The organism is Halobacillus naozhouensis (genome assembly GCF_029714185.1).
Taxonomy (GTDB): domain Bacteria; phylum Bacillota; class Bacilli; order Bacillales; family Halobacillaceae; genus Halobacillus_A; species Halobacillus_A naozhouensis.
In genome coordinates this window covers 3,121,796-3,137,315 of the sequence record NZ_CP121671.1, presented here as the reverse complement: position 1 = coordinate 3,137,315, position 15,520 = coordinate 3,121,796, and the positions used below count along the sequence as shown (strand labels likewise).

At 41.9% G+C, this 15,520-nt stretch carries 13 protein-coding genes; 10 read left to right on the top strand and 3 right to left on the bottom strand.

Going from position 1 to position 15,520, the window contains the following annotated elements; translation table 11 throughout:
- The first annotated feature begins 69 nt into the window (after positions 1 to 69).
- From P9989_RS16350 to P9989_RS16315, 8 genes are all read left to right on the top strand, one after another.
- Entirely contained in the window at positions 70 to 711 is a 642-nt protein-coding gene (locus P9989_RS16350) for a YczE/YyaS/YitT family protein (protein WP_283075931.1), read from the top strand.
- A gap of 174 nt (positions 712 to 885) precedes the next feature.
- Positions 886 to 2,667 carry a helix-turn-helix domain-containing protein gene (locus P9989_RS16345; RefSeq protein ID WP_283075930.1) on the top strand — a complete coding sequence of 594 codons (1,782 nt, stop codon included), beginning with the start codon at positions 886 to 888 and terminating at the stop codon, positions 2,665 to 2,667.
- A gap of 126 nt (positions 2,668 to 2,793) precedes the next feature.
- Positions 2,794 to 3,966: a hypothetical protein gene (locus P9989_RS16340; protein WP_283075929.1), complete on the top strand. Its 1,173-nt coding sequence runs from the start codon at positions 2,794 to 2,796 to the stop codon at positions 3,964 to 3,966.
- A gap of 19 nt (positions 3,967 to 3,985) precedes the next feature.
- Positions 3,986 to 5,245, top strand: coding sequence for a metal-dependent hydrolase family protein (locus tag P9989_RS16335; RefSeq protein ID WP_283075928.1), 1,260 nt, complete (start codon positions 3,986 to 3,988; stop codon positions 5,243 to 5,245).
- Entirely contained in the window at positions 5,238 to 6,536 is a 1,299-nt protein-coding gene (locus tag P9989_RS16330) for a M20 family metallo-hydrolase (RefSeq protein ID WP_283075927.1), read from the top strand. The genes P9989_RS16335 and P9989_RS16330 overlap by 8 nt, the downstream gene beginning before the upstream one ends.
- 69 nt (positions 6,537 to 6,605) lie before the next feature.
- Positions 6,606 to 7,424 carry a DUF3100 domain-containing protein gene (locus P9989_RS16325; protein ID WP_283075926.1) on the top strand — a complete coding sequence of 273 codons (819 nt, stop codon included), beginning with the start codon at positions 6,606 to 6,608 and terminating at the stop codon, positions 7,422 to 7,424.
- 2 nt (positions 7,425 to 7,426) lie between these two features.
- Positions 7,427 to 7,879 carry a hypothetical protein gene (locus P9989_RS16320; protein WP_283075925.1) on the top strand — a complete coding sequence of 151 codons (453 nt, stop codon included), beginning with the start codon at positions 7,427 to 7,429 and terminating at the stop codon, positions 7,877 to 7,879.
- Positions 7,880 to 8,323: 444 nt separating this feature from the next.
- Positions 8,324 to 9,580, top strand: coding sequence for a glycosyltransferase family 2 protein (locus P9989_RS16315; RefSeq protein WP_283075924.1), 1,257 nt, complete (start codon positions 8,324 to 8,326; stop codon positions 9,578 to 9,580).
- A 19-nt stretch (positions 9,581 to 9,599) separates the two neighbouring features.
- Here the strand turns inward: P9989_RS16315 and P9989_RS16310 are convergent, their stop codons facing one another.
- The 3 genes from P9989_RS16310 to P9989_RS16300 form a co-directional block, all read right to left on the bottom strand.
- Entirely contained in the window at positions 9,600 to 10,694 is a 1,095-nt protein-coding gene (locus tag P9989_RS16310; RefSeq protein ID WP_283078953.1) for a DegT/DnrJ/EryC1/StrS family aminotransferase, read from the bottom strand.
- A 56-nt stretch (positions 10,695 to 10,750) separates the two neighbouring features.
- Entirely contained in the window at positions 10,751 to 12,052 is a 1,302-nt protein-coding gene (locus tag P9989_RS16305; protein WP_283075923.1) for a nucleotide sugar dehydrogenase, read from the bottom strand.
- A 206-nt stretch (positions 12,053 to 12,258) separates the two neighbouring features.
- Positions 12,259 to 13,479, bottom strand: a complete 1,221-nt coding sequence (locus tag P9989_RS16300; protein WP_283075922.1) for a glycosyltransferase — start codon at positions 13,477 to 13,479, stop codon at positions 12,259 to 12,261.
- Positions 13,480 to 13,634: 155 nt separating this feature from the next.
- On the opposite strand from P9989_RS16300, the gene P9989_RS16295 reads away from it, so the two are divergent.
- On the top strand, positions 13,635 to 14,390 hold the full coding sequence (locus P9989_RS16295) for an SDR family NAD(P)-dependent oxidoreductase (protein WP_283075921.1): 756 nt from the start codon (positions 13,635 to 13,637) through the stop codon (positions 14,388 to 14,390).
- Between the two features lie 46 nt (positions 14,391 to 14,436).
- Positions 14,437 to 15,405 carry a dTDP-glucose 4,6-dehydratase gene (locus P9989_RS16290; RefSeq protein ID WP_283075920.1) on the top strand — a complete coding sequence of 323 codons (969 nt, stop codon included), beginning with the start codon at positions 14,437 to 14,439 and terminating at the stop codon, positions 15,403 to 15,405.
- Positions 15,406 to 15,520 lie beyond the last annotated feature (115 nt).

Genomic DNA, 15,520 nt, shown 5'->3' with positions numbered 1-15,520 from the left:
AAAATGTGGTCACGAATTTTAGAGAAACCTCTTTAGTTCACACATTTTATAAGAGGGGAGGGGGTCGTTATGCTATATAGGGCAACGATTTACCTTCTTGGGATGGTTCTCAATTTCTTGGGAGTCACACTCATTATTAAAGCCGCACTCGGTGCGGGGTTCTGGACATCTTTCTTTATTGGCGTTTCAGATCATCTTGGGTTTACCGTAGGGTTTTGGTATGGGGTATTTCAGCTGATTATCATATTTATAAATGCAAAATTAATGAAACAGCTGCCTGAAGTTCGGGCGATTATCCCAGTATTATTAGAAAGTGTTATCTTAGACTTTTGGCTTGAAATTGTTTTTGCAAACGTCGATTTATCGACGGCACCATTTGTCCTACAAGTCGTAACACTGCTTGCAGGGGTTGCAATTGTAGGAATGGGAGTTGCTATCTATATCTTGCCGCAATTCCCGCGTGCTCCAGTGGATCAGCTCTTTCTTGCAGTCAGCCATCGCTTTAATTTGAGCTTGCAATTAGGGCAAACGATTGTCGCCGTGGTAATGACGTCATTGGCCTTCATGATTGGCGGGCCAGTAGGAATTGGAACACTGACACCAATGATTTTCCTTGGCGCAGTGATTCAACTTTGCTATACACGTTTCTACCCGCTGTATTACAAGTTTAACCCCAACAGCGAACAAGAACTGCAAAAACAATTCATGTAATATAAATGTAAATGATTACCACCTCAGGTCATCCAAATATTGGGTGGCCTTACATATATCCATCCATGGTGAAGCATTAATAGGAAACAGCCTCTTTTCCAAATCATACGGATAGCGTATATTTTGTTATAAGTACTCCCCTTATTCCTTGAAGAAAAAGAAGGTGGTGGCTCGATGGAAAGTGAAAAAAGGTTGATGAGCTTAATTCATTCCGTTCGTGTTTTGAACTCTACAAGAGACCTCTCAGAAGTGCTTCATCAGTTGATCAAGGAGGTTCACAATGTCATCGGCGGTGCCAATGCCAGTGTGTTATTTTTATATGATAAACAGTCGGATATGCTCTATGCTAAAAGCGCTATTGGATTCGATATGGAGTTTATGAAGCATGCTCGTTTACGCCCTGGGGAAGGAATGAGCGGGCGAACATACTTATTAAAAAAAGGAAACATTTTTTACTCAGGAGAAGATACAGCATATGGGATGTCTAATATTCCAGAGGAGACGGAGACCTATTATGCGAAAGCATTAGGCAAGATGGAATATCCTAAAAGTGCGATCTGTGTCCCGCTAATCTCTAACGACGAATGTATCGGCGTGTTGACGGTTGATATTTATGAAGAGGATATTCAATTTGACGAAGCGGATCTGCAGCTACTTGAGACGTTTGCTGGACAAGCGGCTATAGCGATTGAGAATGCCACACTATTCTCCCAAAATGAACGGACCAAACGTATTCATGAAGAACTATCGAAGGTGTCGCTGTCAAAAGGGGGACTAAGTGATATTACTCGATCGCTTGCGAGTCTGATTGATAATCACGTATTGGTGTTCAATCAGTTCATGGAGTCATTGGCGGTATCAAGTCAAGAAGCTAAACCGTTAGCCCATGACTTGAAAGATAAATATGGCTCACTATTGGAAGAAAGCCTGACTAAATCGGGGTTTTCTTCACATCGCATCAACCTGTTCCAACAAGGGCATTTCATTTATTTTTTCCCTATTAAAACGGAAAAAATGACCCTTGGCCTGCTGACAATTATCATAGAGGATTTTTCCGAATTGGACCCACTGGATAAGATTGCCATTGAACAAGCCATCCCGATTTTCGCGATGGAAATTGACCGTCAGGAACGTCTGCTGGCAGAGGATTTCAATAATTCTGGATCCATCCTAGAACAGTTGATTCATGCCCCGTATGATGAGCTCTCTTCTAATCATCTTGCAAAGCTTAATTTTCCTGAGCATAACTCTCATAATTATGTTATTGTACAGCTCTTTATTAAAAATCCGCTGCTGGCTTTTGAAAAAATTAGTAGTAAGAAGCAGCAGCTCATGCGGATCATATATCGGGAAGTCTCAAATCTTCCATATAAAACACTCGTTTATGATAAAAACATGGAGATTACGTTGATGTTCACGGTTTCTTCTTCTTTGGGTGAAGAGCAAGTATTCCAACGCCTGGAAAAACTTTTCAGCCAAATTATTAAGACATCTTCGGAAAAATTATCACTAGCCAATTTAGCAGGTTCTGGTCAAGTAGTGAAGAAATTAAAGGATGTTCACCTTTCTTACAGAGATGCCACACGGTGTGTTCAATATTTGCAAACGGCTTATAAAGGAGAATCTTTGCTGACGTATAAACAGCTCGGGCCTTATCGTCTCTTTTTGAAATTCGACCGAAAAGAGTTGAAGGAATATGCCGAGGCTATTCTTGGTGTAATTATAAACTATGACCACAACCATGATACGGAGTTGTTAAAAACGTTACAGGTTTACCTAGAATCAAATCAGAATATGGAGAAGAGTTCTAAGCAGTTGTTTGTTCATGTAAACACCGTTAAGTACCGTTTAAAAACAATTTATAAAATCTTGCGTGTTGAGGAGTTATCAGGCAGGGAAGCGTTTGAATTGCAGCTAGGACTCCGTATCTTAGAATATTTAGATATGAAAGTTTAACAATTATGGATAACCGACAAATTATCAGGTGATATTTTGTCGGTTATCCATATATTTTATTAGATTGAATTATCATATAATTTTGACTATTAACCTTTTTAAACAAACAAGAAAGGATGTGTAGGAATGGCGCCAATATTTATTGTTTTAATTCTCGTTTCTATTATTGCATTAGGGGAAGTGCTTTCCCTGTCTTCAAGGGCGAAGATTCCTACATTACTAGTCGTTGTAGCCGTTACTTTTGTGCTGCTGCAAACCGGGCTGCTGCCGGAATCATATATTGAGGCATCAACCTTCGTGGCTGCCGGAGGTGTGCTGGTTCCAGTATTAATTGTGCATCTTGGGACAATGATCCCCTTATCTGTTATCAAAAAGCAATACAAAGCCGTACTGATCACACTAATAGGACTGATCGTTTCAGTCTTAGCTATGCTCATCATCATATCGCTTGTTTTCGGTTATCAGACGGCTGTAGCCGGAGCGGGACCACTGACTGGAGGGATTATTGCCTATATTGTGACACAGGAAGGACTGACGGAAGCTGGTTTCGTCTCACTTGCCGCTATTCCCGTTGTTGTGTTTACCCTTCAAAATCTAGTTGGCATGCCGCTTACTTCCACGCTTTTAAGTAAGTACGCCGTAACCATAAGGGATGATTTTTCTAATGAAAAATTCTCCAGCCAAAAAGGTGACGAAATGAAAGGAGATCTAGGAAGTAAGAAAAAGGAATTGTTACTTCCAGAACGCTTTATGCAAAGTAATTTCTTTCTTCTGTTCCTATTATTCATTGGCGGTGCCCTTGCTACCTGGCTGGGTGAAATAACCGGCATCAACTATAGTCTCTGGTCGCTCGCTATTGGGATAATAGGTTTTGCTTTCCGAATTTACCCTGACAAGGCGCTGGACCGCTCCAATAGCTCAGGACTTGCCATGGTGGCTTTGATCATAGTTGTTATCAATTCACTCGTTGGGATCACATGGGATCAAGTCGTATCTTCCCTGATACCTGTACTATGCGTCATCGTAATAGGGACGAGCGGCCTAATCATCGGTGGAATGATTGGAGCTAAAATCTTTAAGTGGAAACCAACAAAGGCTGTACCTGTTGTGTTGACTGCGCTTTATGGATTCCCGGGGGATTACTTGATCGTAGAAGAAGTGAGTCGAAGTATTGGACGTAATGAAGCCGAACAGAACAGGATTATGAATGAATTACTTGCCCCGATGCTGATCGGAGGTTTCACTTCTGTAACGGTAGGGTCAATCGTCATTGCAAGTATTTTAATAGGTACACTTTAACTAAAAGGAGAGATTCATAATGTCATATACTTTAATAACAAATGGAACATTAATCGATGGACAAGGAAATGAACCGGTTACCAATGCATCCGTATTAATCAACGATAACTATATTGAGAAAGTAGGAAAATCAGGGGATATCCAGGCTCCAGATGCCGCTGCTGTTATTGATGCGGAAGGCCAATACATTTTACCAGGGTTGATTGATACCCATGTGCACATGGCGATGGAATTGAGAAATGTTCAGGATGCTATTCTTACCCCTTTTTCTTACCGATTTTACGAAAGTGTTGAATTTTTAAAACGAACATTGAATGTTGGGATCACCTCTGTTCGTGATGCAGGATTTTCAGATTTGGGCATGAAAAAGGCTGTAGAGGACGGGTTGATTGAAGGTCCGCGTATGCAAGTCAGTATTAACCCGTTAACGATTACCGGCGGGCACGGGGATAGTTGGAACCGTTCCGGAGTAGATACGACACTACAGACGTATCCCGGCATGCCGAACGCTATCTGTGATGGGAAAGAAGCTGTACGTAAAACCGTACGGGAAATGCTGCGGGCGGGAGCGGAAGTGATTAAGGTGCACGCTACTGGAGGGGTCTCAAGCCCTACCGATCACCCGGAGTTTACCCAATTCTCTCAAGAAGAGCTGGAAGTTATGGTGGAAGAGGCCCATTTTCGCAAAGGGATAAAAGTGATGGCCCATGCTCAAGGGGCAGAAGGCATAAAGAATGCGATTCGAGCGGGCATTTATTCCATCGAACATGGGATTTATATTGATGATGAAGCTATTGAATTGATGCTGAAAAACGGTACCTTTTTAGTTCCAACATTACTCGCTCCGATTTCCGTTCTGGAGTCTAGTGAAAAAGACAATAAGATGGCTCCTTATGCTGTTGAAAAATCAAAAGAGGTAGTAGAGGCCCATAAGGAAAGTATCGCAAAGGCATATCAAGCTGGGGTCAAGATTGCAATGGGGACCGATGCAGGAGTGATGGCGCACGGTACCAATCTCCGCGAGCTTGGGCTGATGTGTGACATCGGTATGTCACACATGGAGGCACTTGTGGCTACTACAAAAACGGCAGCAGAATGCCTTGGCTGGGAAGCCCAGGTCGGAACAATCGAAGCAGGAAAACTTGCCGACATCATTTTGACGGATGTGGATCCACTTAGTGATATTCGCTCCCTGGAAAACAGCGATCATATCGTGATGGTAATGAAAAACGGAACGGTCTATAAAAATCTTCTGCAAAGGAAGGGTTCCCATGTGTAAAGACTGGGATTTATATGGGAGATTAATAGAAGACTATAATCCATCTCTGTCTTTCGACGGGATTGATGGTGACAGGATAGCTAAAAGATTGCATGAAATCTCCAAAATTGGTCTAACTGAAGACGGGGGAAGTCTTAGAGTTGGCTTCTCCCAGGAAGAAAAAAAGGCCAAAACATTAGTTAAAGGATGGATGGAAGAACTAGGGCTTTCTGTCAGAGAGGATGGGGCCGGAAATGTGTTCGGCCGTTTGGAAGGGAAAGACACTTCCTTGCCAGCCATCGTCAGCGGATCACATCTAGATAGCGTACCGAATGGCGGTCATTTTGACGGTCCGCTAGGCGTGCTTTCTTCGCTCGAGCTTGTCGAGTCCTGGAGGATAACGGGGTATCAGCCAACCAGGCCATATGAAGTGGTGATTTTTTCCGATGAAGAAGGTTCCCGCTTTAACAGTGGCCTGACAGGAAGCAGGGCGATGACCGGCGACGTAGACATGGAACTCCAGAGTAGTTTGGTTGACTCAAACGGACACTCTTTTGAACGAGTGATGAATGAAACTGGATTATCAGAAGAAAGCTTCGCTGGTGCTGTACGGAACTTAAAGGAAATAGAATCGTTTGTCGAGGTTCACATTGAACAGGGTAAAAAGTTAGAACAACAAAATCTTCCGGTCGGAATCGTATCTGGCATCGCAGGTCCAAGCTGGCTTGAAGTCGAATTTCGCGGCAGTGCAGGACATGCCGGCAACACACCAATGACGGAACGACAAGACGCGTTAGTTGCTGCTGGAGAATTTATTAGCAACATTCACGAACTGCCAGGTCGTGTAAGTGATTCTGCGGTCGCTACGGTAGGGAAGCTTCATGTTTATCCGAACGGAATCAATGTCATTCCAGGGAAAGTGGCTTTGCATGTTGATATTCGCGATATTCATGAAGAAACACGCACAGAATTGATTAAACTCATCATAACAGAAGCTGAGAAAGCCTCTGATAAATTTGGAGTTCGTTGTAATCATAAACAAACATTACAAGTCACCCCAGTACCAATTCAGTCTGGCATAAAGCAGCACTTACGCCAAGCTATGGCCGAGCACAACATTAGAGCTGCAGAACTTCCAAGTGGTGCAGGACACGACGCCTTGATCATCGGGCGCCACCTTCCAGCAGCGATGTTATTTGTGAAAAGTAAGAACGGTGTAAGCCATAATCCGGATGAATGGTCATCTTTAAATGACTGCGTGCAAGGTGTTCATGTGCTGAAGTCATACGTAGAATCAATTGATAAAGAATAATACTTTCGCAGTCAGGCCAACTCTAATCGTTGTATTAAGATGAATGACTAACTAGGAGGAGGTACGTGTATGTCTGAGGTATCCAAAAATCTATGGAAAGATTGGCGTTTACATGCCCTTGTATTCGGTATTGTATTAGTAACAGAATGGATTGGAACACACGAATTCTCGGTGGGTCCTGGTGTTATTTTGCTGCTGCCTATGCTTTATGCCATTATTATTGGTCTTGCCCTATTTTTCACTCCAGTCGTAAAAGAAAAACAATCAAAGAATGCTGAACCACTAATCGTCCTTGGTGTAACGCTTCTCATAGCTAAAATTGGCGTCATCATAGGTCCCTCACTTCCGCAAATTATTGAAGCGGGACCTGCTTTACTTCTCCAGGAATTTGGGAATCTGGGGACGATATTCCTGGCCCTGCCCATTGCCGTTTTTCTTGGGTTAAAAAGAGAAAGTATTGGCATGACTCACTCTGTTGCCCGTGAACCGAATGTTGGTCTCATTATGAATAACTATGGCTTTAATTCTCCAGAGGGTCGCGGCGTAATGGCGATCTATATCTTTGGTACAGTGTTCGGGGCCGTATTTATGGGGCTCATATCTGGTTTTTTGGCGACCATCAGCCCTCTCCATCCCTTATCTTTTGCGATGGCTTCGGGGATTGGAAGTGGCAGTATGATGGCAGCGGCCAGTGGCTCACTAGTTGCTGCTTTTCCAAGCATGGAAACGGAGATTTTGGCTTTCGCAGGGGCGAGTAACCTTTTATCACTATCTACCGGTTTATATATGAGTATCTTTATCGGACTTCCGTTAACCGAAAAATTATATAATGTGCTAACCGCACGTAGAGATAAAAAGTCGCACGTTAAGACGGGGAGAGGTGCGTAACGATGATGAAAAGTATGCAAGAGTGGATAGTGCTATTAGTAATCTTTGGTATTGTTTCACTACTTGGAAACTGGGTTGGATATGGCACATTTCCGGTAGGGGCCATTCCAGGGATGGTCATTCTGATTCTAGTCAGTTTAGTTGGTATGATTATGCAGAAGCTTATTCCAATCGATATCCCAAGCATAGCTTATGTCGCTATTGTAGGTGTCCTGATCTCGATGCCATGGATGCCCGGGTCCGAACAAATTGTAGCCATGACGAGCAGCATAAATCTATTGGCATTAACTACGCCGATTCTTGCCTATGCAGGAATTGCCATCGGCCGTTCATGGACCGACTTTGTTAAGCTCGGATGGAGAACGATTGTGGTAGCATCGTTCGTTATGATTGGCACTTTCTTGGGTTCGGCCATAATAGCGGAAGTAGTCTTGAGGATGCAAGGAATTATTTAATCATGATAAGTGATTAGGAGAGAGAAGTATTCATAGGATTCAGGCTGGTTTTTCCTTTCTATAAAAAGGCTGTTACTTATGATTCCACATGGGTAATGGCCCTTTTATTATGGCTCTTTTCGTAAATTTTGTTACGCTTTCCCCTTTCGCCGCTGATATAAATTTCGTCACAACAGCCATACCAGCGAAGGAAATACACGAAGAGACCCCACAGTGAGCGTTCTTTGCGAGCGAGAAGCCTCAGCGTAAGCCCGCGGAAAGCGTAGTGTATTTCCGAAGCCATATGTTATGATGCAGTTTATAGTTTGTGTTAAAAACAACAATCTTTTAGAATACAGCCTTTATTATCTTTAAATTATCATATCTCATAAAACATTGAACAAATGAATAGCTTATAGAAATTGTGAGAAAAACACCACAATTAAACAGAAGGGAGGCCCACTAGTGAAAGATATTACAGCCCTCCTCATTAGTTATTCCAATCAAGCCGCTCTGCATAAGGCTGTGAACTCTCTAGAAGCGATCAGCCCCCGGCTGGAATCCACAATTGTTTTGCGGAAACCAAACGTGGCCTTTCATAAAGGATTGAACCAGATTAAAGTACTCGAGAGTAATGACCTGGGACAAACACTTAATCGTATCATCCCAACTATATCCAGTTCATACGTGCTGTTTCTTCAAGAAACAGATTACCTTTCTCCCACAATCAATATGGACGCTCTCCAACTGCATCATCCGAAAACCATATTAGGGTCCTTTTACTATAATCGAGACCTCAAGATCCAACGCCCTTTGCTAGTTAGCAAGGAATTTCTTAACAAGCACCGTTTTTTATCTTCTCACCAGCTGCCCTTCGAGGAGGCTCTTTTTCCTTCCTGGTTGTCAACTATCGAACCATCTCTTACATCCTTTAAAGAGAACCTTGTAAGGCAATCCAGGAAAAATAGCTCTTCACATATCATGGAAAAGCAAAAAATTATCCAGAAGTATCAGTTGAATAAGGTCGAAGTGGATCATCCATCCCTTTCTGTTCTTATTACTAATTACAATATGGGAGAGTATGTTGAAACAGCTGTTGTTTCCTGTCTGCTGCAAAGTGAACAAGTCGAGCAGTTACTGATCATCGATGATGGATCAACGGACAGCTCTTATACACAGCTGCAACAATGGGAGGAAGGAACTCGGATAAGAGTTTTTCACAAAAAGAATGAGGGGAAAGCGAAGGCCTTAAATGATTTATTACCCTACGTAACATCCGATTTTATATTGGAACTTGATGCTGATGATTGGCTTGATCCTGACGCTGTTTCTGCGATTAAAAAACGATTAGTAGGTCTCCCTAAAGATGTTTCTGTATTGTACGGTAATTTTAGAAAATGGAAGCAGTCAGAGGGGGATGTACTTTATAAAAGGGTTATGAAAGGTCACGCTATTAAAGGCAGAGCTGATCTGCTGTCTTATCGTTTTCCACTTGGCCCAAGAATTTACCGGACTTCAATCTTACAGCAGCAAGGGGGATTTCCGGTGATTGAGTTTGAAAAGGGGAGACTTTACGAGGATGTTAGTGTGTTAAATCGCTTAATTAAAACCTCACGATTTAGTTATCAGGATTTTACTGTTTATAATATACGGGAACACACGGAAAGCATTACAAAGAGTCATTCATCCAAATGGAATGATTTCTTAAAAACTCTAGACTAAAAGAACAATGGACATTGTCTTATCCATTGTTCTTCATCAATCTTTTTACTGTTGACATAATATAATCTTGTTTTTGAAAAGAAAGCATAGGAAACATAGGGAGGGCCAATATTCTTTTAGCTGACTTCTCTGCAACAGGAAAGTCCCCCTCCTTATAGTGAAGATGCTGAAAAGCTTCCTGCAAGTGTAAGGGGATCGGATAATAAATAGCTGAAGCAATCCCCTTCTTGTTTAGTTCTGCAGCAAGTTCATCCCGATTGTCCAGTTCAATACAGTATTGATGAAAAGTATGCTCGCGGTTTTCCTGAACGGATGGAGTTTTGAAAAGATGGTGAAGGTGCTCCGTGTATCTCCTGGCAATTTCTTTCCGTTTGTGCAGGAAGATGTCTAAATAATATAACTTAACGAGCAAAATAGCTGCCTGAAGTTCATCGAGCCTGCTGTTCATTCCTATTGTGGAATGCTGATATTTGGTTTCACTCCCGTGATTACGAAGTTTACTGACCTTTTCATACAGTTCTTTCTGGTTTGTTACAACGATACCAGCATCCCCAAATGCTCCAAGGTTTTTTGAAGGGAAAAAAGAAAAACAGCCGATGTCACCTAGTGCACCAACTCTTCTGCCATCACATTCGGATCCAATAGCCTGGCAGGCATCTTCTATCACTTTCAGCTGGTGCGTTTTGGCGATCTTCATAATTTCTTTCATGTCAGCCACTTGCCCATACAAATGGACGATGATTAAAGCTTTGGTGTGAGGAGTGATCGCTGCTTCTATTTTAGCTGGATCGATATTGTAAGTTTCTTCTTCAATATCTACAAAAACAGGCTTAGCCCCTACTTGTTCAATGGCTTCTGCAGTTGCAAAGAAGGTGAATGGAGTGGTGATGACTTCATCTCCAGGACCAATATCTAGGGCCATGAGTGATAATTGTAAGGCATCTGTCCCGTTGGCTACTCCAATCCCGTAGTCTGCTCCCACATACTGGGCTACTAACTTTTCTAGTTCCTCGCTTTTCTTCCCTAATATATAATCTCCACTTTCTATGACTTCCGTTAATTCCACTAGAATTGGCTCTCTAATCAATCTCAATTCCTCTTTCAAATCAACCATGGGTATGTGGTCAAAATGGTTACTCGTCAATTGATACAACCTCCTTTCTATCTTGTTTAGCCGCCTATTCCTTCATACTTAATCCCCGACTCAATGATTTCGTTTTTATTCAGCTGATTACGGCCATCTAACACGAGCTTACAATTTGTAAATTTTTTAAAGTCTAAATGGCTGTATTCCTGATGAAACGCTTGCAGAATAACACCATCCATTTCGGATACAAGTGGATCCTGTAACGATAATGGTATTGCTCCATACTTCTCAATTTCCTTATCTGTAAACATTGGATCGTTAACGAATAGATTGGCGTTTTTGCGTCGTAGTTGTTCAATCAGCAGTAAAGTAGTCGATTTCGTCGGCTCTTTGACATTTTCTCTATACGACAATCCTAAAATTAGAATATTTTTATCCTTTAAAGAATCGATCTCTTTCTCCATCTTGGAAATGGCGTACCCGGCCATACTGTCATTGATTTTCCTGGATAGTGGTGTCAACCCTTGTTCTAATCCTTTATTGATGAAAAAGTATGGATAGATCGGGATACAATGCCCGCCGACGCCAATGCCCGGGGAATGCAGATGGGAATAGGGCTGACTATTACTGGCCCCGATCACTTCAGACATATGGACTCCTTTTTCTTCAGCAAATTGAGCGAGTTCATTAGCCAGAGCAATATTTACATCACGGTACACACACTCTGCAACTTTAGAGAATTCTGCCGTTTCCAGTGAGCTGACTTCAATCAATTCGCAATTCAAGGACTTTTTATAAAAATTGGAGGCCAGTTCTAGACTCTTTGTATTAAGTCCTCCGACGACTTTTGGATAATGCTGCAGATCCGAAATGATTCGATTGGAGTAGACTCTCTCGGGACTGTACGCAAGATAGAAGTCTTCTCCCATACGTAACCCTGAAATTTCGGCTATCTTTCTGCCGAATCGATTTCTCGTATCCCCTGGTGGCAGTGTTGTTTCAAAAATGATTAACGAGCCTTGCTTAACTCCTTTCGCGATATCCTCGACTGCTGCATCAATAAATTGATAGTCCACATTATTTTCTTTATCAACCAGTACGGGGACAATAACAACGGTGATATCTGATTGAGCCACTGCTTCTGTTGTAGATGAAGCGGCTGATAAAGTTTTACTTTTATGGGCGTCTGAGACTAACTGGTCTAATCCCGGTTCATTTTTAACGTGAGAAATTCCCTTGTTGACAGAGGAAACGACGTCACTGTTTATATCCGCACCGAAGACATTATACCCATTATTGGCGAATACAGCTGCTAAAGTAAGACCTATTTTTCCGAGTCCTATTACGGCTACATTCGGCAATGACTGGTTCTGGTCCATCATCATGTTTCAACCCCATTTCTGTGTTCTTTTAGAAGTTCTTTCATAATTTATGAGGATGAAAAACAAAATGTTTGGACTTTTCCCGGGATTATCCTGTTTCTCATGAGTAAGATTGTGAAAGGTTAATAGGGCTGCAGTAATAAGAGGGATCCGTAGGGCGATTGGGATTTCTTCATGGAAGGGAGTAACCTAAATGGCTGGATTAGGCTTTAAAGATCTTGAGAAAGGTGATCATAAACTGTAAAAAGTCTATTCTCCATGTGCTCCCAGCTGAACTGGGATTCCATTATAGCTCTGGCCTGGCGACTCATTTGAAGCAGCTTCTCTCGATTAGAATAAAGGAACAGTAGGGCTTGAACATAATCTTCAGCTGTGGCCTGACGCTTTTTAACGTTGTATCCACATTGGTAGGTTTGGATAAAGCTTTCCATATCTTTGCACTGATTCGTTAAAACAGGAACACCATTATTTAAGTAGCTAAAGAATTTATTTGGCATAGCAAAGCGGTTATTAAGCGAATGTTCAGTGTCTAAATCTACCCAGCCTACATCTACTCCCCTCATCAATGAGGGGATTGAATCATAGTTTATCCAACCAGTAAATTCCACCTTATCCTTTAAGGACTGCGGAAGGGAAAATTCCTGACTACAGTCTTTCCAGCCGCCAATAATCTTTGCTCTTAAATCGAACTTTTGATTGCACAGTTCTATGATATCTAGGAACTTATTGAAGCTGCCTCTCTGTTTACTGATGACGCCTTCATAGGCAATGATCAGATGTGATCTTGTCTCTTTATTAGATTCGAAGGAAGGTGCCAGTGGGGGGGAATTATAGATCACCTCGACAGGGAGGCGGGGGTTGATGTCGAGGTACCAGGATTTAATAGATTCCGATACGGTTACAACGAAATCTACATCTTTTAGCATCAACTCAAGCATTTGCTGTTTGCTTTTCAAGAGATTCCTCGGTTGAGCCACCAAAGGATCGGGTTCTAATTCATGGCTGTCATAAATCAATTTGCAGCGGTGCCCTTTTGCGGTTAGAGCCCGTCTAATTCCAACTCCGCAATAAAGGGAGAAAAATTCATGAGCATGATAGATATCTGCTTGTTGTGCGATACCTAACTGTGTAAGTGGGTCGTTAAATCGCTTGGAGCCCCCGGATCGGAGGTTATAAAGGAGACCTTTAATATTTTTTTCAGGATGCATTTGTTCGTACGTAATGATGTGAATCCCATCATAATTAAAGGATTGTGATTGAAATTTATCGCGAAAAGAACGGCCATCAATGTCAAACAGATAGCCGTTTTTTCTCGGAACAATCATCGTGACCTCATAGCCTTGCTTCACTAAGCTTCTAGCTTCCTTTTTATAAATACGCGCATCCAAGAAGGGATGTTCTGTTACTAAAAAGCAAACTTTTTTATTCATGATAACCTCCACTTTAGTACAAACCACATGTCATTCCTTTTAATAACGTATTAACACCCCACATGGATTATTCATACAATTAAAATGATCTGTTGTTTTCAATGTAATGAAAGAATGCTGACGTCGGCAACCATGACAGGCTGGGAGAGACAAAAATGGAGCTGAGTTTAAAAGGAAAAAAAGTGTTGATAACTGGTGGATCAAGAGGGATTGGGAAAGCGATAGCTGCTGCCTTCAAAAAGGAGGGAGCGGAAGTTGGTGTTACAGCTAGAAATCAAAGTGAACTCCTTCAAGTCAAGCAGGAATTAGGTGTAGAAACGTACCAGAAGGATCTGGAGAGTGACCAACAACGAGAGCAGCTCATCCAAGAATTCATAGCTGATTTTAACACCATTGATATCTTAGTTAATAATGCAGGGGCAAGTCATGGAGACAAAATAGCGAACACGCCTCTTGAAGTATTTGGAAAAGCAATGAAGTTAAATTTCATCTGTGCTGTTCATCTAAGTCAGTTAGCCAGTAAGCAAATGTTCCACAATGGGCGGGGAGTCATCATCAACGTGGCCTCTATTTATGGAAAAGAAGCAGGTGGAGTTCCTTCCTATAATGCATCTAAAGCTGCCCTTATTAGTTTTACAAAATCCTTCAGTTCTGAAGCTATCAAAGATAATGTTCGTGTTATAGGAATTGCTCCAGGGGCAATTTATCATCCCAACAAAGAGTGGAAGCGCAGGTTAGAGCGTGACCCAGATTTTTTGAAAAAATATGGAGATGAAAAGATCCCGGCAGGAAGGCTTGGGAGGCCTGAGGAAATTGGCAATGTTGCAGCCTTTCTGGCATCTGATAAAGCTTCATGGATTGTAGGGACCACCATTTCAGTAGATGGCGGGCAGTCCCGCTTAAATTATTAATGATTCTAAAGAAGGGGAGTGACAGATAGTGAAGCGACCGTCACTTATGAATAGTAACATATTAATTGTTGGGGGAGCTGGCTTTATCGGAAGTCATTTGGCAGATCAGATGCTAGAAGAAGGAGCAGCGCAGGTAGTTATTGTCGACAGCCTCTTCGTTGGGAAGAAGGAGAACTTAGATGATGCCCTGAGTAAGGGAGCAGTACTTCATATAGATGATGCTGAGAATCAAGATGCCCTCCATTACATCATGGAGTTTCATGATATTGATATCGTATTTAACTGTGCTACAAAAGCCTTGAATTACTCGTTTATGAACCCCGCCAATGCATATTTGACCAATGTGCTAGTCTTAAAAAACTTATTAGAACTCCAACGTAAGAAAGTCTTCCAAACCTTATGCCATTTTTCCTCATCAGAAGCGTATGGTTCTGCGCAATACGAACCTATGGATGAGAAGCATCCGCTTGTTCCTACAACGACTTATGCGGCAGGAAAGGCTTCAGCAGATTTAATGCTGCAATCGTATGTGAAAATGTTTGATTTAGATGCCTTTATTGTAAGACCTTTTAACAATTACGGGCCCAGACAAAACTTCGAAGGAGCCCTTGCCGGATTAATCCCGCTCACCATTAAGAAAATCATTGAGGGACAGTCTCCTGAAATACATGGTTCAGGAAAGCAAACAAGAGATTTTATCTATGTAGAAGACACGGTCGATATTGTTTCTGAAGTCTTCTTGAAGCTTGCGCCTGGCGACTGTGTAAACATCACCACTGATCAACAACTATCGATTGAGCAGGTAGTAGAAACGATAAGTGATGCTATGAAATTTAAAGGGAAAGTTTTAAGGAAATCTACTCGAAAAGCTGATGTTAATAGTCATAGAGGATCCGCAAGTAAATTACAAACCATGGTGGGTCAATATCCGAAAACACCGTTTAAAGAGGGTATTGCTAAGACTGTTAATTGGGTGAAAGATCGAATGACTAAAGCAAATAACAGTCATCCGTAAAAACGCTGATAAATTCTCACATCTTGTTCCGGACTGAATCTGAATTTACCAGGCCGAGACGCCTTCCCCCTTAAATAAGGGCTTACGAACATACTAGAGTAAAGGATTTGGAAGG